At 57.8% G+C, this 18622-nt stretch carries 17 protein-coding genes; 13 read left to right on the forward strand and 4 right to left on the reverse strand.

Annotated features, from left to right (window positions below; all coding sequences use genetic code 11):
• Positions 1-4 precede the first annotated feature (4 nt).
• The 7 genes from sufD to ABRP93_RS01045 all read left to right on the forward strand — a co-directional run bounded on the left by sufD (position 5) and on the right by ABRP93_RS01045 (position 7158).
• On the forward strand, positions 5-1159 hold the full coding sequence (gene sufD, locus ABRP93_RS01015) for a Fe-S cluster assembly protein SufD (RefSeq protein WP_023022419.1): 1155 nt from the start codon (positions 5-7) through the stop codon (positions 1157-1159).
• A 30-nt stretch (positions 1160-1189) separates the two neighbouring features.
• Positions 1190-1948: a Fe-S cluster assembly ATPase SufC gene (gene sufC / locus ABRP93_RS01020; protein ID WP_005279139.1), complete on the forward strand. Its 759-nt coding sequence runs from the start codon at positions 1190-1192 to the stop codon at positions 1946-1948.
• A gap of 46 nt (positions 1949-1994) precedes the next feature.
• Positions 1995-3239, forward strand: a complete 1245-nt coding sequence (locus ABRP93_RS01025; RefSeq protein WP_349886528.1) for a cysteine desulfurase — start codon at positions 1995-1997, stop codon at positions 3237-3239.
• On the forward strand, positions 3239-3691 hold the full coding sequence (gene sufU / locus ABRP93_RS01030) for a Fe-S cluster assembly sulfur transfer protein SufU (RefSeq protein WP_005279143.1): 453 nt from the start codon (positions 3239-3241) through the stop codon (positions 3689-3691). Before ABRP93_RS01025 ends, sufU begins: the two co-directional genes overlap by 1 nt.
• Positions 3692-4099 carry a metal-sulfur cluster assembly factor gene (locus tag ABRP93_RS01035; protein WP_349886529.1) on the forward strand — a complete coding sequence of 136 codons (408 nt, stop codon included), beginning with the start codon at positions 3692-3694 and terminating at the stop codon, positions 4097-4099. It abuts the gene before it with no gap.
• 93 nt (positions 4100-4192) lie between these two features.
• Positions 4193-5824: an ABC-F family ATP-binding cassette domain-containing protein gene (locus ABRP93_RS01040; RefSeq protein ID WP_034659222.1), complete on the forward strand. Its 1632-nt coding sequence runs from the start codon at positions 4193-4195 to the stop codon at positions 5822-5824.
• A 5-nt stretch (positions 5825-5829) separates the two neighbouring features.
• Complete coding sequence (locus ABRP93_RS01045; protein WP_349886530.1) at positions 5830-7158, forward strand: DUF2254 domain-containing protein; 1329 nt, start codon at positions 5830-5832, stop codon at positions 7156-7158.
• Positions 7159-7216: 58 nt separating this feature from the next.
• On the opposite strand, the gene ABRP93_RS01050 is transcribed toward ABRP93_RS01045, so the two are convergent.
• Together ABRP93_RS01050 and ABRP93_RS01055 are read right to left on the reverse strand one after the other, a co-directional pair.
• Positions 7217-8581: a PFL family protein gene (locus ABRP93_RS01050; RefSeq protein ID WP_349862213.1), complete on the reverse strand. Its 1365-nt coding sequence runs from the start codon at positions 8579-8581 to the stop codon at positions 7217-7219.
• A gap of 1 nt (position 8582) precedes the next feature.
• Positions 8583-8852: an ACT domain-containing protein gene (locus ABRP93_RS01055; RefSeq protein ID WP_023022407.1), complete on the reverse strand. Its 270-nt coding sequence runs from the start codon at positions 8850-8852 to the stop codon at positions 8583-8585.
• Positions 8853-8969: 117 nt separating this feature from the next.
• Here ABRP93_RS01055 and ABRP93_RS01060 point away from each other — a divergent pair, with 117 nt between their 5' ends.
• The 5 genes from ABRP93_RS01060 to ABRP93_RS01080 all read left to right on the forward strand — a co-directional run bounded on the left by ABRP93_RS01060 (position 8970) and on the right by ABRP93_RS01080 (position 13336).
• Positions 8970-9638, forward strand: coding sequence for an NAD(P)H-binding protein (locus ABRP93_RS01060; protein WP_023022405.1), 669 nt, complete (start codon positions 8970-8972; stop codon positions 9636-9638).
• Positions 9639-9651: 13 nt separating this feature from the next.
• Positions 9652-10629, forward strand: a complete 978-nt coding sequence (locus ABRP93_RS01065; RefSeq protein ID WP_023022403.1) for a nucleoside hydrolase — start codon at positions 9652-9654, stop codon at positions 10627-10629.
• 123 nt (positions 10630-10752) lie between these two features.
• Positions 10753-11499 carry an ECF transporter S component gene (locus tag ABRP93_RS01070; protein ID WP_023022400.1) on the forward strand — a complete coding sequence of 249 codons (747 nt, stop codon included), beginning with the start codon at positions 10753-10755 and terminating at the stop codon, positions 11497-11499.
• Positions 11499-12191 carry an energy-coupling factor transporter transmembrane component T family protein gene (locus ABRP93_RS01075; RefSeq protein WP_023022398.1) on the forward strand — a complete coding sequence of 231 codons (693 nt, stop codon included), beginning with the start codon at positions 11499-11501 and terminating at the stop codon, positions 12189-12191. The genes ABRP93_RS01070 and ABRP93_RS01075 overlap by 1 nt, the downstream gene beginning before the upstream one ends.
• Complete coding sequence (locus tag ABRP93_RS01080) at positions 12182-13336, forward strand: ATP-binding cassette domain-containing protein (protein WP_349886531.1); 1155 nt, start codon at positions 12182-12184, stop codon at positions 13334-13336. Before ABRP93_RS01075 ends, ABRP93_RS01080 begins: the two co-directional genes overlap by 10 nt.
• Before the next feature lie 69 nt (positions 13337-13405).
• On the opposite strand, the gene ABRP93_RS01085 is transcribed toward ABRP93_RS01080, so the two are convergent.
• The gene (locus ABRP93_RS01085; protein ID WP_284796119.1) at positions 13406-13981 is read right to left on the reverse strand and encodes a TetR/AcrR family transcriptional regulator; all 576 of its coding nucleotides are present in this window, start codon (positions 13979-13981) and stop codon (positions 13406-13408) included.
• Positions 13982-14175: 194 nt separating this feature from the next.
• Entirely contained in the window at positions 14176-16992 is a 2817-nt protein-coding gene (gene can, locus ABRP93_RS01090; RefSeq protein WP_349886532.1) for an aconitate hydratase, read from the reverse strand.
• 374 nt (positions 16993-17366) lie between these two features.
• On the opposite strand from can, the gene ABRP93_RS01095 reads away from it, so the two are divergent.
• Positions 17367-17840, forward strand: a complete 474-nt coding sequence (locus ABRP93_RS01095; protein ID WP_349886533.1) for an Rv1476 family membrane protein — start codon at positions 17367-17369, stop codon at positions 17838-17840.
• Positions 17841-18622: the final 782 nt, after the last annotated feature.

An 18622-nucleotide genomic window follows, 5' to 3' on the forward strand; every position in this document is an offset into this window, starting at 1 on the left:
AGAAATGGTCGCTTCGAACGAATTCAATCCGGATAAGATCACCAAGGGTGACGTCTTTACCTCTACTAACGTGGAGGATTTCCCGGTACCGCACGGCCGCGACGAGGTGTGGCGCTTTGTTTCCCTCCGCAAGCTGCGGGGCCTGCACAACGGGGAATTTGCTCAAGCGGTGGCCCAGGATGTGAAGGTAAGCGAGCACCCCGGCGTTTCTGCGGAGACTGTAAGCCGCGACGATGAGCGTCTTGGCCGCGTAGGCAAGCCTTCTGACCGCGTGGCCGCCCAGGCATGGACCTCCATGCCGGAAGGTCAAGTGGTAACCGTTGACCCCGAGGTGCAGGTGGAAGATCCCATCACCATTACCTATACGGGCAAGGGCGAGGACGTGACCTCGTTCGGCGCCACCTCCATTGAGGTTGGCCACCATGCGGAGGCCACCGTTGTGCTGAAGTACGTTGGCTCTGGCACCCATGCGGATAACGTGGAGTTCATCCTCGGCGATGGCGCGCACCTGACCGTCATCGTGGATGTCGACTGGGAAAACGACGCGGTGCACCTGTCTAACCAGGTGGCACAGGTGGGACGCGATGCCGTGCTGCGCCATAACTCCGCCATCTTCGGCGGCGAGGTCGTGCGCATCGTCCCGCGCGTGAACTTCACCGCTCCCGGCGGCGACGCCGAATTGCTGGGCGTGTATTTCGCCGATTCTGGTCAGTACTTCGAAAACCGCATGCTCGTAGATCATTCGGTTCCGAATTGCCGCTCAAATGTCCTGTACAAGGGCGCTTTGCAGGGCGAGAAGAAGAACGAGGCTCGTACCTGCTGGGTAGGAGACGTGCTTATCCGCTCCAACGCACAGGGCACCGATACCTATGAGACGAATAATAACCTCATCCTCACGGACGGTGCGCGCGCTGACGCCATCCCGAACTTGGAAATCGAAACCGGTGAAATCACCGGCGCCGGCCACGCCGCAACGGTGGGACGCTTTGACGATATCGAGCTGTTCTACCTGATGTCCCGCGGCATTCCGGAGGCAGAGGCTCGTCGCCTCATCATTCGTGGCTTCTTCAATGAGGTCATCCACCGCATTCCGGTGCAATCCCTGTCCGAGGAACTGGAAAACCGCATTTCCGAAGAACTGGAAAAGATCTCCGCTTAACGCACTTACAGAAGGAAACCCACAAAAACTATGTCTACTCTGGAAATTAAGAATCTCCACGCCCAGGTTCTGCCGAATGAAGAAAACGGCGAGCCCAAGGAAATCCTGAAGGGCGTCAACCTCACCATCAACTCCGGCGAGATCCACGCCATCATGGGACCGAACGGCTCCGGCAAGTCCACCTTGTCCTACACCATTGCCGGTCACCCGAAGTACGAGGTCACCGAGGGCGAGGTGCTTCTCGATGGCGAAAATCTCCTCGACATGCCCGTTGACGAGCGCGCTCGCGCCGGCCTGTTTTTGGCCATGCAGTACCCCACCGAGGTCCCTGGCGTGAAGGTATCGCAGTTCATGCGCTCCGCCGTGACTTCCATCCGCGGCGAGGCCCCCAAGCTGCGCGAGTGGAATAAGGAACTTACTGAGGCTCGCGAGAACCTGAAGATTGATAAGTCCTTCATCTCCCGCTCCGTCAACGAGGGCTTTTCCGGTGGCGAGAAGAAGCGCCACGAGGTCATGCAGCTGGACATCTTAAAGCCCAAGTTCGCGGTCATGGATGAGACCGACTCCGGCTTGGACGTTGACGCGCTGCGCATTGTTTCTGATGGCATCAACCGCTACCAGGATGACACCAATGGCGGCATCTTGATGATTACCCACTACAAGCGCATCCTGAACTACGTCCAGCCTGATTTCGTGCACGTATTCGCTAACGGCCAGGTTGTTAAGACCGGCGGGGCCGAGTTGGCAGACCAGCTTGAGTCTGACGGCTACGACCAGTTCCTGCAGTAAAGACCAGCCCAGTGCTGGTTCATCCTCGATGAATCGAAGAAGTTTTATGTCTGGATTTGATGTAAACGCAATTAGGGAGCAGTTCCCAATCCTGCAGCGCACCGTGCGCGGCGATAAGCCGCTGGTGTACCTGGATTCGGGGGCTACCTCCCAGCGCCCGCTGCCGGTATGGAAGGCAGAGGAGGAGTTCGTTCTCCATACCAACGCCCCGGTTCACCGCGGCTCGTACCAGCTGGCTGAGGAGGCGGATAACGCCTATGAGTCGGCCCGGCAGGCCATTGCCGCCTTTGTTGGCGCGGATCGCGATGAGATTGCCTTTGCGAAAAACGCCACCGAGGCGCTTAATGAGGTTGCCTATACGCTTTCTGATGAGCGCGCGGGCGAGCTCTATGTAGGAGAGGGCGATACCGTCGTCATCACGGAGCTCGAGCATCACGCTAACCTCGTGCCGTGGCAAGAGCTCTGTGAGCGCACCGGTGCCACCTTGAAGTGGTACTCGTTGACTGACGATGGCCGCATCGACTTGGATTCGCTTGAGCTCGACGAGTCCGTCAAGGTTGTTGCGTTTACTCATCAGTCCAATGTGACTGGAGCGGTATCCGATGTCGAGGAGATGGTGCGCCGCGCCCGCGCGGTGAATGCCATGGTGGTGCTCGATGCCTGCCAATCCGTCCCGCACATGCCGGTAGATTTCCATGCCTTGGATGTGGATTTCGCCGCATTCTCAGGCCACAAGATGTGTGGCCCCAGTGGTGTGGGCGTGCTCTACGGCAAGGACGAGTTGCTGCGCAAGCTTCCTCCATTCCTCACGGGTGGATCCATGATCGAGGTAGTGAAGATGGAAGGCACCACCTTCGCGGAACCGCCAACGCGGTTTGAAGCCGGAACGCAGATGACCAGCCAGGTCGTCGGCCTCGGTGCAGCGGTGAAGTTCCTCGAGGAGGTGGGGATGGATAATATCCATGCCCACGAGCAGAAGCTCACCGCCTATGCCTTGGAGCAGCTTCGTGAGATTCCTGGCCTGCGCATCATCGGCCCAGAAACGGCTGAAAACCGTGGCGCGGCCATCTCCTTTACCGTGGAAGGCGTTCACCCGCACGATTTGGGGCAGGTGCTCGATGACCAGGGCGTATCCATCCGCGTAGGTCACCACTGCGCATGGCCGCTGCACCGCGCCTGCGGTGCACAGTCCACCGCGCGCGCCAGCTTTTACCTATACAACACGGAAGCCGAAGTAGATAAGCTGGTAGAAGCCATTAAGGCCGCCCGCGATTTCTTTGGAGTTGCCTAATGAATCTTGATTCGATGTACCAAGACGTGATCTTGGATCACTATAAAAATCCGCAACACGCGGGGTTGCGCGAGCCGTTCCAGGCAGAGGTCCACCACGTGAACCCCTCATGCGGTGATGAGCTCACGTTGCGCGTCAACCTTTCCGCAGATGGCAAGACCGTTGAGGATGTGTCCTACGACGCCGAAGGCTGCTCCATCTCCCAAGCATCGACGTCCGTCATGGCGGAAGAGATCGTCGGCCTGCCCTTGGAGGAAGCCAATAAAAAGCTTGCCGAGTTTGAAAAGATGGTTACCTCGCGTGGCCAGGACGAAGGCGATGAGGACATCATCGGCGATGGTGTTGCCTTTGCAGGCGTTTCTCAATACCCGGCACGAGTTAAATGCGCGCTGCTAGGGTGGAAGGCTTTTCAGGCCGCCACCGCAGATGCGCTCAATGAAGTGGAGAAGTAAATGACCGATCCCGTAGATCCTTACCAGAACGAGAATTCGTCCTTCAGCGCAGGCGGTGAGCGGCCGGAGCAGACGGAAGAACAGCTGTCGAGGGCCTTTGACATCACCGAGTTCATGCGCGATGTCATCGACCCGGAGCTCGGCATCAACGTTGTTGACTTGGGCTTGGTCTATGACCTGTGGCTGGAAGAAGAAGATGGCAAAGAGCTCGCCATGATTAACATGACGCTGACCTCGCCGGCCTGCCCTTTGACCGATGTCATTGCGGAGCAGGTTGAGGACATCGTTACCGGCAAGAAGCTTGCCGATGGCGTGCGTATCAACTGGGTGTGGATGCCGCCTTGGGGCCCACACATGATTTCCGAAGAAGGCCGCGAGCAGCTCCAAGCTCTGGGCTTCGCGGTTTAATCACCACGGAATAGCGGGAAAGCGGCGGTAGTACTACCGCCGCTTTTCTGCGTGAATTAGTGCCTTGTGCTTTGGTTGCTAGACTGGCTTGTCGTGATTGTGACCAATGATTTTGAGGTACGCGTAGGCGCCCGCACGCTTCTCGATGCCCCCGGACAGCACCTCCGCGTCCAACCCGGCGACCGCATCGGACTAGTGGGCCGCAATGGTGCGGGAAAGACCACGACCATGCGCATCTTGGCCGGTGAGACCGAGCCTTATGGGGGCGCGGTTTCTCGCTCGGGTCCGATTGGCTACCTTCCGCAGGATTCGCGTGAAGGCAATATCGAGCAAACCGCGCGCGAGCGCGTGCTCTCTGCCCGTGGGCTGGATGATATTAAGCGGCGGATGGCCAAGCAGCAAGAGCTGATGGAAACGGCCACGGATGAGAAGTTCCGTGACAAAGCTATCCGTAAATATTCCCGCCTGGAAGAACAATTCGATTCCTTGGGCGGTTACGAGGCCGACTCCGAGTGCGCTCAAATCTGCGATAACTTGGGGCTGCCGCAGCGCGTTTTAGACCAGCAGCTCAAGACGCTCTCGGGTGGCCAGCGCCGCCGCGTGGAGCTGGCGCAGATCCTTTTTGCCGCCAGCGAGGGCTCGGGTAAGTCCCAAACCACGTTGCTCCTCGATGAGCCGACAAACCACCTGGATGCGGACTCCATTGTCTGGCTCCGCCAGTTCCTGTCCAAGCATGAGGGCGGACTGGTCATGATTTCCCACGACGTGGAGCTGCTCGAGGCGGTCTGTAATAAGGTCTGGTTCCTTGATGCGGTGCGCGGCGAGGCGGACGTCTACAACATGGGCTATAAGAAGTATCTCGACGCACGTGCCACCGATGAGGCGCGGCGGCGCCGCGAGCGCGCGAATGCGGAAAAGAAGGCCTCCGCGCTGCAAAAGCAGGCCGCGAAATTGGGCGCGAAGGCCACCAAGGCCGCAGCGGCTAAGCAGATGCTGAACCGAGCCGAGCGCATGATGAATGACCTCGACGAGGTGCGCGTTGCGGATAAGGTAGCCAATATTAAATTCCCCGAGCCCGCCCCGTGCGGCAAGACGCCCATGAATGCCAAGGGCTTGACCAAGATGTATGGCTCGCTGGAGGTGTTCGCGGGCGTGGACCTGGCCATCGATAAGGGCTCCAGGGTCGTTGTCCTGGGATATAACGGTGCCGGTAAGACCACCTTGCTCAAGCTTTTGGCGGGCGAGGAGCGCACCGACGGCGAAGGGGGCATCGTCAGTGGCCACGGTTTGCGCATTGGTTACTTTGCCCAAGAGCACGACAATATCCACCCGGATAAGAGCGTCTGGGAAAATACCATCGAGGCGTGTCCCGATGCGGACCAGCAAGAGCTGCGCGGGCTGCTGGGTGCGTTTATGTTTTCTGGCGATAAACTGCAGCAGCCTGCTGGAACGCTGTCTGGCGGTGAGAAAACCCGCTTGTCGCTGGCCACTTTGGTCTCCAGCCGCGCGAACGTACTGCTTCTCGATGAGCCGACCAACAACCTCGACCCCATCTCCCGCGAGCAGGTGCTCGATGCACTCAATACGTACACGGGCGCGGTGGTCTTGGTAACCCACGATCCGGGTGCGGTAAAGGCACTCGACCCTGAGCGCGTGATTATTATGCCGGACGGCGATGAAGATCTGTGGTCCGATGAGTACATGGAAATCGTCGAGCTGGCTTAAGCTACATGAAGACGCTAATCGAGAGGATGCCCGCCTGGCGGGATAAGTTTTGGGTCATTCCCGCTGTAGCGGTAGCAGTGGCCGTCGTGGCGGCCGAAGGCATGCTGGCGATCGACCGCAACTTCGATCTGGCGCTCTCTCGACTCTATGACGGCAGCGCGGAAAGCGCCCAGGGCCTGCTCACCGCCGTGGCCACCGCCACGCTGTCTCTGGCCGGCACCCTGTTTTTCATTACGCTGACCGCGCTTTCCGGCGTGGTGACGGTGATGGGTCCGCGCCTATTGCACGAGTTTTTAAAGGACCGTTCCATCCAGTCCACACTGGGGATCTACCTGGCAACCTTTACCTATTCGCTGCTATCTCTACGTGCCGTGCGTGCTGGTGGTGAAGGCAAGCAAGAACACGTCCCCTCGCTGAACGTCGCAGTCGATATTGCCTTGGCGCTGATATGCGTGGTCTTTTTGATTTATTTCATCGTCCACATCGCGCAGTCTATTAGCATGTCTCACGTGGTGCACGTGGTGGCCCAGGATGTGGAAGAGCACATGCGGCGCCTTATCGAGCGCGGTGAGGAAGAGAAAGTATCAAAGGCCCCGGGTTCGGATTTCTACGAATCCGCCGACGCAACCCGCAGCTCCCAAACGGGCTACCTAAAATTCGTGGACTACAAGTCCATTGCCCAAGCAGCCGCCGAAGAAGATTGTGCGGTTCACCTGGGCGTAGCCCCCGGCGATCTCGTGTTAGAAGGCGAAGTCATTGCCCACGGCGTGCCGCACATGCCGGAAAACATTGAAAAGCACATCGTGGTCACGCAGCACCGCGAGGATGCCTCCGCGCACGACCCGCGGTTCACAGCCCGGCACCTCGCGGAAATCGCCGCCCGTGCTTTAAGCACCGGAGTCAATGACCCCTATACAGTCATCGACATCATTGACCGCTTCACACAAATCTTGGTGGTCATAGGGGACAAGCGCCTGCCGCAGGGGATTATGCATATCGATGGCGAGTTCCGCCTGGATTATCAAACCTTTAGCTACGAGCAGATTATTGAGGCGATGTTCACCCAAATCCGCCGCGATGCGGCCGATAATGCTGAAATCTATCTCAGCCTGCTCAATAACCTGGCCAAGGTGGTGGCACTGCTGCGCACCGTGGAGCGCCGCAACGTTCTAGATGAAGCCGCGGAGGCTATCTACTCCGATGCGGGCCGCCAAGTCGGCGGCGAGGTGGAGCTGCACCAGCTAGAGGATTCCTTTCAGCACTTTAAAGCGAACCTCGCCCGGTGGGAAGAATCCGAGAAACCGGGCGAGGAGAATGAAGACTCCGAGTCCTAGCGGAGCCTTGGCGCACTTTCCCTGGGCACGCTTGCCCTAGGTGTGGGGTACTCCACACCTAGTTACGGAAACCGTGCACAGGTGCGGGGATAAAGCCGCCGCGGTTAATGAACTGCGAGTTGCCCACCGTATTAACCGGGATGATAGGGGCATAGCCCAAAAGACCACCGAAGCTGACCTCGTCGCCCACCTTGGCGCCAGGTACCGGAATGACGCGCACGGCCGTGGTCTTATGATTCATCACGCCGATTGCGGCTTCATCTGCAATCATGCCGGAAATCGTGGCCGCCGAGGTATCGCCGGGGAGTGCAATCATGTCAAAGCCGACTGAGCAGATCGCGGTCATGGCTTCCAGCTTGTCCATGGAAATGGAACCGGACTTTACGGCATCGATCATGCCCCTGTCCTCAGAGACGGGGATGAATGAACCGGACAAGCCGCCCACGCGGGAGCATGCCATCATGCCGCCTTTCTTCACGGCATCGTTAAGCAGCGCCAGAGCCGCCGTCGTGCCGTGCGTGCCCACCTGATCCAGGCCCATGTGCTCGAGGATGTGCGCCACGGAATCTCCAAGTTCCGCCGTGGGAGCCAAAGAGAGGTCAATGATGCCGAAGGGAACGCCGAGGCGCTCGGAAGCCATATTGCCCACGAGTTGGCCGGCACGGGTGATCTTGAAGGCGGCCTTTTTCACTTCCTCTGCAACCTGATCCAGGGTTGCACCTTCCAAAGAGCCGAGAGCGCGGTCCACCACGCCGGGGCCCGAGACACCGACGGAAACAACGCAGTCAGGCTCCTCGATGCCGTGGAAAGCACCGGCCATAAACGGATTATCGCCCACGGAATTGGCAAAGACGACGAGCTTGGCGCAGGCGATTGCGGAATTATCTTTGGTGAGCTTTGCGGCTTCCTTGATGACCTCGCCCATCTGCTTCGTTGCATCCATATTGATGCCGGCGCGAGAGCTGGCGATATTGACCGAGGAACACACCACGTCCGTATCAGCCAAGGCTTCTGGGATCGAGGCAATGAGTTTTTGTTCTGCGCTCGTCGCACCCTTTTCCACCAGCGCGGAGTAGCCGCCGACGAAGTTAACGCCTACTTCCTTGGCGGCCTTGTCCAGCGCCCGTGCGGCATCGACGGGGTTGCCGTCCAAGCCTGCGACAACGAGGGAAATGGGGGTGACGGAGATGCGCTTGTTGACGATCGGGATGCCGAGCTCACCTTCGATGCCCTCGCATACCTCAACCAAACGGCCCGCTTGCTGCGTTACGCGGTCATAGATGGCGTGGCAGGTTGCCTCCATGGTCGAGCGCGTGCATCCCAGCAGGGAAATGCCCATCGTTACGGTGCGGATATCGAGACGATAATTTTCGATCATCTCGATGGTGTCCAAGATATTGGTGGTATTAAAACGCGTGCTCATGTTAAATCTCGTTCATGGCGGTAAAGAGGTCTTCGGACTGAATGCGGATGGATTGCTGCTTTTCCTCCGCCACCGGGCGCATCCGCTCCTTAATGGTCTGGATGGACACGGCATCCGCGTCGAATTCGACGCGGAGGATCATGGTGAAGTAGTCACCCATCAGGGTTTGCGATACGTCAACGACGTTGATGCTGAGATCAGCAAGGGTCGTGGTTACTGCTGCGATGATTCCGGTGCTATCGGCACCTGTAACGGTCATAATGGCATACATAGTCAGTATTCTATCTGGTTCGGTGGGCAATGCTTACACCACGGTAGCGGCATGTAGTGACTTCGCTGCGGAAGTGTCGCTGCAGCATAAAAAAATGCGCTGTTACGATGGGGCGCTATGACTGATACTAAGAAAAAGATTTTGTACATTGGCGGACACGGCAAGGTAGGACTGCTGGCGGCTCCAAAATTAGCGGCTGCCGGCCATGAGGTTCACTCGCTTATCCGTAACCCAGAACAGAAGGCCGATATCGAGCAGGCCAACGCTACGCCGGTTATTGCAGATATTACTGAGCAGTCCGTTGATCAGTGGGCGGAGCTTTTCGCAGATTATGACGCGGTTGTGTGGGGTGCCGGAAACGGTGGCCGTGGCGGTGCCGAGCTGACGTGGGCGGTTGACCGCGACGGTGCCTTGGCCGCCATCGAGGCCCTAGAAAAGCTGGGCAAGGATGTCCCGCAATTCGTCATGATTTCTTATGTCGGCTCCCAGGTCGCGACGACGGACCCAGCCGATGAGAAGTGGTACGCCTACGTGGAGTCCAAGAAGGAAGTAGACAACCGCTTGGCAGACAGCTCCATTCCGCACATCATCCTGAAGCCCGCTGGCCTGACGGAAGAGCCTGCGCAGGGGCTGGAATTCGCTGAGGACAAGATGCTACAGGAGGGCCAGACCTCGTCTCGTGACTTGGTGGCAGACGTCATCGTAGAGGTACTGGGCCGCGAAGAGCTTCCAACGTCTCCAGTCGTATTCGTCGACGGCGACAAGCCAGTAAGCTCCATTAAGTAATAGTCAGCCATCTATGAGTCTCTCGCGCCCAACCGTATTGCTCGACTGCGATCCAGGGATTGATGACTGCCTCGCCCTAATGTATTTGGCGGGGCTGCATCACGCAGGCGAGATCGAATTGGTGGGCGTGAGCACGACTGCTGGAAACGTCGAGGTCCAGCAGACTGCCGCCAATGCACGGTGGATTTTAGATCTCTGTGGATTGCCGGAAGTCCCCGTCGCCCCAGGGCGGCCGGCTCCACTCGAGGTCGAGCTGATCACGACACCTGAAACCCACGGGAAGTCCGGCTTGGGCTATCTTTCCGCGCCCGACCACGATTTCGGCGATATTCACTGGCAGGAGTTGTGGTCGACCGCGATTGCCCGCAACCCAGGTCTGTACCTCATCATTACTGGCCCGGTAACTAATTTGGCGGACTTCGAGCGGGCGCATGGCGATGCCGTTGCGCGGTGCGGCTCGATTATCATCATGGGCGGTGCCGTTAATTACCGCGGCAATACGACGCCGACCGCGGAATGGAATTTCTGGGTAGATCCGCACGCAGCAGCTCACCATTTTCGAACCTCAGCGGCACCACCCAGTACTCTCTGCTCGCTCGAGGTTACCGAGCAATTTCTCATCACCCCAGAACGGTTAGCAGAAATTGTGGGGCTGCTCGGCACCCACCCAATGGCTGATAAACTGCCGGAGATACTGCGGTTCTACTTCGAGTTCCATCAAGCGCAAGAAGAAGGCTACCAAGCCCAGATCCATGACCTTCTGACCTGCATCATCGCCCTAAAGAAGGTATCGTTCGAGGCGGTAGAAACGACTATTGACGTGGAAGCGGACTCTGCGCTGATGCGCGGGACCAGCGTCGCAGACCTCCGCAATCACTGGGATCGGCCGGCTAATGCCTCGCTGGTGACCAGCGCAGACATTCCAGCCTCCCACCGCGAATTCGACAGGGCGCTGCGCAGCTTGGGCGCGCGTGTTGCTCAAGGCGAATAAATCTTTTACCCTAATCCGCAGCGCATACGCCACATTTTCCTACGCTGAGGTGACATAGGCTGGGACCAAAAGAGCAGTGTGCCCCCATTCTCCTTTACACATTGATGGATTAGGAATACCTCTATGCCTCAGCTTTCTCTTACCCCTGCTCGCCGGGGGATGGTCATCGCGGGCGCCGCGCTAGTCGTCGCCACGTGGATCTACTTGGTGCTTTTTCGCCCGACCGATTGGGAGTCCGTAGCGGGCTCCGCCGAAGCCTTGATCACCTTGGCCGGCTACCTCATTGGTGCGGCTCTTTTGCTTGCCGGCACCGTGCCGTCCCTCCCGGCTCGTACCATCGCCATTATTCCCATCGCCTTGGTTCTTAATATCGTAGTGGGCCAAATCATCGGATCGAGCGGCATTCCGCTGTATATCGACTCCGTAGGAACCATCTTGGTAGCGGCTCTCGCGGGCCCCATCGCCGGGCTCGCTACCGGTACGTTGTCATCGGTGGTCTGGGGATTGCTCAACCCGATGGCGCTCCCATTCGCTGCCGTTTCCGCTGCGACCGGATTCCTTTCTGGCTGGGCCATTCAAAAGGGCGCGTTCACCAAGATCTGGAAGGTCATCGTCAGCGGCGCGATTATCGGCATCATCTGCGGCATGCTCGCCGCACCCGTAGCCGCCTTCGTCTACGGCGGTACGGCTGGTGTCGGTACCGGCGCGCTCACGTCCCTCTTCCGCGAACTGGGCAACTCTTTGATTGCATCCGTCACCATGCAGTCCCTCATCTCTGACCCACTGGATAAGGTCGTTGTATTCCTCATCGTGTGGGCTGCCGTGAAATCCTTGCCCAAGCGAACCCGGGAATCCTTGCAGCCTCGCTAATGTATCGCCTTCACCCGTCGACGGTCCTCACCATTGCTGCGTGCGGCTGGATACTTATCCTTGGGCTCAATAGCCCACTAGTCTCCGCGCTCGTGGCAAGTGCGATGCTTGCCTATGGCGTGTGGGCCACGAGATCCATCGCGATCGTCTTGGCATCCGGGGCGCTCTGTGTCCCAGTGGTCCTATCGATGTTAGTGATCCACGCCCCCTATGGTGATAACCAACTGATTCCGCTAGTCACAAGCGATGGCCTGCTCATTGCAGCCACACTAGCCCTGCGCTTTTTCGCGTTAATGGTGTGCTTCATCGTGGCGATGTCCGTGCTGCGAATTTCCGATATTGCGAAATGGCTACAAGTCTCGCGCGCGGGGCACAAAATTGCCTACATCGTTGGTGCTTCACTGCAATCTTTGCCTCAAGGCGCGCAGGCATGGCGGACCGTCCGCGATGCTAACCAGCTGGCCGGAATCAAAGTGACGTGGCGCAATACTATTTCTCGGGTGGTCATCCCGGTGATTTCGCGCCTATTGATTCAAGGCACCGAGCGCGGCCACGCCCTAGCCGCCGCGGGCTTTGATGAAGAGGGAACTAGGACCCTTTTGCGGCCGGTACCGGATTCTGCCGTGTCCCGCGTGCTGCGCTGCATCGTTCCCTTAGGAACCATAGGAGTCATGGTCTTTGTATGGATATAGACGATATTCAGCCGAGTAAAGGAACCGTCGTTCAAGTACTTGTTCCTTCGGATGCGATCGCGGAAAACGTAGCGCAAAAGCTAGGAGAAAAATTCTCGACGTCCGCCATCATCGGTACAGACTCGTCCGCCCAGATGAGCTATTTGCGCGATACCTGTATCGAAGAAGTAGTCCTAGGCCTAGAAAACCAAGGTGAGGACCCAGCGCGCATGCAGGTGCGGGGAGAGGAAATGCTCGCGGCTGTGGGCCTGAGCGATTACGCGGAGAAGAACCCCACCCAGCTCTCTGGTGGTCAGACCCGGAGGCTCGCAGCTGCGTGTGTGGCGATTCGCGAACCCGAGGTCCTTATTATTTGCGAGCCGAGCGCGGGTCTTGACCCCACATCGCTGGCGATGATGGTGAAGCTATTGCATTCGCTGCGCAATACCTGCGTTCTTGCTGTGTCATCGATGCATTGGCCCGAATTGGGCGGTCACGTCGTAGGAGAGATCCCACAACCAGTCCCACTTAGCTTGGAGGCGATTTCGTCATATGGACCGAGGGAAAATCTCGGCCCGCTTACGGCGCGCCGCGGACAAGAAAAGAAGCGGTGGTGGCAGTCGGCGAAGCCTTCCGGCACTACCTTTAGCGTCGGGCCAGTGACCATTCCCATCCGCAGCGGCGGTGTGACCTGGTTGCGCGGGGCAAACGGCACTGGAAAGACATCGCTTCTTCGCTCCGCCGCAGGCCTTGATGGGGCACAGCGCCCAGCTGAGCCCCGGGGATTGGTCCTCCAATCTCCTTATGACCAGGTAATATATTCCACTTTGGGGGATTTTGTTCCCGATACCGTGTTACGGGAGCTGCTGGAACTTGATGCCGATGAGCACCCATTGGATCTGCCCGCTTCCCGGCTCAGGCTGGCCCAAACGGCACATGTGGTGGGGATGGGCCACGCCATCGTGCTCATGGATGAGCCGGATAGCTTGCTTTCGCTAACGGATCGAGCGCTGATGCATCAACTGATTCATAGGACGCTGGAATCAGGAACGGCAATAATCCTTACGTGCCACGATCCAGGGTTCGTCGAAGAGATCGCGCAGTATGTCAGTATCCAAGAAGTGGAACTGTCCAGCACTGACGGCATCCAAGAAGACACCAACTAAGCGTGGCGGCGTTGAGCCGCTGCCTTCGCCTCCTGCTAAGAAATCAGAAAGACGAAGGCTGATGCGCGGTTAGCGCTGAGGCGAACTAGAACTCCGGATTGATTGCTCTACCAGATCGAGGACGCGCTCCAGGCCATCCGTATCTCCCAAGGCGAGCCTATTAATAAACCCATCCATGAAGGTTTCCAAATAGCACACCAGGGTATCTATATCGACGTCGTCTCGCAGGCGGCCTTGCTCTGCGTTGGAGGCGAGGCGGGCGCGGATAGCCTCGTCACGAATGGACTGGTGCTCTTTCCAGCGCGCAGCAAATGATGGGTCCGTGCGCAATAGAGAAGTGATCTCTAGACGCGTGGCAAGCCAATCGTGGCGTTCTGGGTGACGCAACATTTCACGCATGACTTCGACGAGGCCATTATTAGCCACTACTTCCGCCTGGCGCGCGGCATCTTCGCGGGCTAAGGAAAGAAATAGAGATTCCTTGTCCCCAAAGTGGTGAAAAATGGCGCCACGTGATTTCCCGGTGGCTTGTTCTAAGAGGCGAACCGTCGCACCCTCATAGCCATGCTCGGCAAAGCAACGTCGCGCCCCAACGAGAATTTCGTGCCGCCGCCGATTTAACTCAGATTCACTCACGATTGGCATAGTGAGGTCGTCTCCTTTTAGGAATAATTAATACTTCAAGTTAAGTATGTTCTGAAACGAACATAGTACGACAATAAAGAAACGCGGGGCCGCAGAGCCCTCTACGGGAGAGAGCGGTGCGACCCCGCGTCTTCAAGCTCAGCGACGAGCACTAAGCCCAAAAAGCTTAGTACTTTTCCGTCGCATTAAGTGGCTTAGTTCTTCACCATCTGGCGCAGCACGTACTGCAGGATACCGCCGTGGCGGAAGTACTCTGCCTCACCCGGGGTGTCGATACGTACGTTAGCGTCGAACTCGACGGTGTCATCAGAGTCCTGCTTGGTAGCGGTGACGTGAACGGTCTTCGGGATGGAACCGTCGTTGAACTCGGTGATGCCTTCGATGTCGAAGGTCTCCGTACCGTCCAGCCCCAGGGACTCGTGGGACTCGCCGTCAGGGAACTGCAGTGGGATAACGCCCATACCGATGAGGTTCGAGCGGTGGATGCGCTCGAAGGACTCGGTGATGACTGCCTTTACGCCCAGAAGGTTGGTGCCCTTTGCAGCCCAGTCACGGGAAGAACCGGTGCCGTATTCCTTACCAGCAATAACGACCAGTGGGATGCCGGCTTCCTTGTAGTTCTCGCATGCATCGTAGATGTATGCCTGCGGTGCGCCCTCTTGGGTGAAGTCGCGGGTGTAACCACCGGTCTCATCCACCAGCTGGTTGGCCAAGCGGATGTTGGCGAAGGTACCGCGCATCATGACCTCGTGGTTACCGCGGCGGGAACCCAAGGAGTTGTAGTCAGAGCGGGAAACGCCGTTCTCATCCAGGTACTGCGCGGCCGGGGTGCCCGGCTTGATGGCAGAAGCAGGGGAGATGTGGTCGGTGGTGACGGAATCGCCCAACTTCGCAAGAACGCGAGCGCCCTTGATGTCCTCAACTGGGTCCGGCTCGGTCGGCATGCCCTCGAAGTACGGAGCCTTGCGGATGTAGGTGGAGTCCTCATCCCACTCGAAGGTCTCGCCCTCTGGGACATCCAGGTTGCGCCATGCGTCGTCACCCTTGAAGACGTCGGCGTAGTCAGCCTCGTACATCTCGCGGGAGATAGCGGACTGGATGGTGTCCTCGATCTCCTGCGGGGTAGGCCAGATGTCCTTCAAGAAGACATCGTTGCCGTCTTCGTCCTGACCCAGCGGCTGGTTGTCGAAGTCGAAGTCCATGGTGCCGGCAATAGCGTAGGCGATGACCATGATTGGGGATGCCAAGTAATTCATCTTGACGTCCGGGGAGATACGGCCCTCGAAGTTGCGGTTACCGGACAGAACTGCGGTAGCTGCCAAGTCGTTCTCGTTGATGGCTGCAGAGACTTCCTCTGGCAGTGGGCCGGAGTTACCAATACAGGTGGTGCAGCCGAAGCCGGACAGGTAGAAGCCCATGGCCTCGAGGTCCTTCCAGAGGTCTGCGCGCTGGAAGTAGCCATCGACAACCTGGGAACCAGGTGCACAAATGGTCTTAACCCATGGCTTGGAGCGCAGGCCCTTTTCGGCGGCCTTACGTGCAATCAAACCTGCACCCACCATGACGGATGGGTTGGAGGTGTTGGTGCAAGAGGTGATGGAGGCAATTGCCACCATGCCGTGGTCAAGGGTGTACTCGCCACCGTTATCAGGTTCAACGGTGATCGGGTTGGAGTGACGTCCCTTAGCGCCAACGGCGGCGGACTCGCCGTGGCCCTCGCGCGACTTGTTCAAGCCACCGGTGACGTCCTCATCGCCAGGCGCGCCGCCCTCAGCGGACATGCGCTTAGCCTCAACGGAGGAGTCATCCACGCATACCTCGTCGGTGGTGTAGTTGGACAGATCCTTACGGAACTGTTCCTTGGCCTCCGAAAGGAGGATGCGGTCCTGCGGGCGCTTCGGGCCGGCGATGGATGGCTCAACGGTGGACAGATCGAGTTCGATGTACTCGGAGTACTCCGGCTCCGGGGTGTCCTCTGCCAGCCACATGCCCTGGGCCTTGGCGTACTGCTCCACGCGGTCGATCTGCTCTTGCGGACGACCGGTGAGCTCGAGGTACTTGGTGGTTTCTTCGTCGATGGGGAAGATGGCCGCGGTGGAACCGAACTCTGGCGACATATTGCCGATGGTGGCGCGGTTAGCCAGCGGGACGGACTTAACGCCGTTGCCGTAGAACTCTACGAACTTCTGGACAACGCCGTGCTCACGCAGCATCTCCGTAATGGTCAAGACGACGTCAGTTGCGGTAACGCCGGTCGGGATTTCGCCGGTGAGCTTGAAGCCCACTACCTTCGGGATGAGCATCGATACCGGCTGGCCGAGCATGGCAGCCTCTGCCTCGATGCCGCCAACACCCCAGCCCAGGATGCCCAGGCCGTTTTCCATGGTGGTGTGGGAGTCGGTACCGATACAGGTGTCCGGGTACGCAAGGCCCTCGTTGTCAAAGACAACGCGGGACAGGTACTCGATGTTGACCTGGTGGACAATACCGGTTCCCGGAGGAACAACGCGGAAGTTGGAGAAGTTCTCAGCACCCCAACGCAGGAACTGGTAGCGCTCTTCGTTGCGCTGGTACTCGATTTCAACGTTCTTCTCAAGAGCGTCGGTGGAACCAAAAGCCTCGACGATGACGGAGTGGTCAATAACCATCTCGGCCGGGTTCAGCGGGTTAACCTGGTCTGGCGTACCGCCAAGAGCGGAAACGGCCTCACGCATGGTTGCGAGGTCGACGACACAGGGAACACCGGTGAAGTCCTGCATGAGGACGCGGGCTGGGGTGAACTGGATTTCAGTATCCGGCTCGGACTTTGGATCCCAATTGGCGAGGGCCTTGATGTGGTCCTCGTTTACATTCTTGCCGTCCTCATTGCGCAGCAGGTTTTCTGCCAGCACCTTGAGGGAGTACGGCAACTTCTCCATGCCAGGAACCGTGTTGATGTCAAAGTAGTCGTAAGACTTACCGTTGGCATCAAGGGTCTTCTTGGCGTCGAAGGAGTTCAAGCTTTCAGTCACAGGGAGCTCCATTCCTTGTTGATAAACAGTCTGTTCTGTTTTGTACTCGCCGCCTACTGGGGTTGCGGGATAAGCAAAAGGTGCGCGACCACATAGTGGTCGAGACGAAGCCATGGGGCCCGCAGTGCCAAAGGCGGCAAAGAACGCGATGGTTCACCTATTTATTGTAGAGGTAAAAACCTTCCGTTGCTTCAATTGTAACGGGACAAGCGTTCTGTTTAAAGCTTTTGGTCGCACTCGGCGCGTTTACTGTGTGGGCGGCGGCGGTAACCATTATCTTTAATGCAGAAGGACTACGGGATAAGCGCAGTGCATGACCCCCGATTTCGGGTGCACGAGCCTCCGTAGTAGAGAAGAAGAGGGAAGAGGGTTGAATGGTTCCGGGTGAAGTGGACGTCCCGCAGCTGGCTCAGCAGCTCAAGCAGGATGGCGTAGCTTATTCCGCACCCTCCCTGGAATCGGATACTCAGCTGAATGCACACGTCGCCGAGCAACTGCGTGAAGGCGACGGGCTCGCCGTGGTCGATGTCTTTGTCTCCAAGTCCGCTGACGCGCGGGACATTGCACAAGAGCTCCATGATGCTACCGATCTGCACACCGTTATCGTGCAGACCCCGCGCCATGTCTCTTCGGTTAGCGAGAACTATAGCCGTGCGGATATTGAATCCACCCAAGCGCAATTGAAGCCGGGACTTAACCAAGTCGATCTTGTGCAGCAGTACTATGCGGGGCTTGAGCAAAGCAACTTTCCGATGCTCGCGATCGTCGCCGTCGTCGCCATACTCGCCTTACTTTTCGGCGGCTTGAGTTATTGGCGCGCCTCCCGTTATCGCGAAATTCGGGGATAAGTAGCGGCCATTCAGGAGGCCGCGATCCGGGGAAAGCGGATGTGTCAAGGAGTCCAAGCGTATCCAACTTCTAGCTATGTTTGTTCGAAAAAGTAGAAGAAAATTTTCTCTTTTAGTGCTCGGAGCGCCCCAAAAACCATCCGTTGAAGCGGGCTAAATTTTGCGGCCGCATGAGCGTCGTGGGGCATCGCACTGAAGGAACTCGCGGTGCCCGCCCTGAGATTTATGGAAAATGATGTTCAGGCATTGGCGTGATCCATCGGCCCTTTACGGGTGCCCTTTGGGTGACTCCGGGTCGCTGCGAATGAAGAAAACTCTCATTGCCTAAAAGTGTCAGGGAAGTGGGGGAGGGGCCAAAGTAAAGGCTTAGTGGTTGACTTGCGCCGGGGGAGTGGTTCCGTGGCAGTGAAACGGCCCCGGTTTGGTTGCGATTCAGGGCGCAAGGACCTTGAAAATATAAAAACCAAAGTGATGAACATCACAATAACGGGATGGTAACAAAATTATTGCAGGTTAGGTACGCCTGTTGTGTCATGTGGTTTAACTTGACTCCCCATAATTAAGTGGAATGTGTGCGAAAAGGGCGTGTCGTGACGTATGGTTCGAGTGTCGACTCAAGGGACATGAATATCTTCTTGAGTTCATGGGCTTAGCCTTGACGGTCAATTGAAGATTCACACGGGTATGTGGGGAAGCACGCCTCGCGGGAATCGAGGAATTGGCGGTACTTGGGAGTCAATGAACCACGAGGAATCTCTCGAACGGGAGAGTAGAAAAACTTT

The organism is Corynebacterium sp. KPL2850 (assembly GCF_040225855.1).
In the GTDB taxonomy this organism is placed as follows: Bacteria; Actinomycetota; Actinomycetes; order Mycobacteriales; family Mycobacteriaceae; genus Corynebacterium.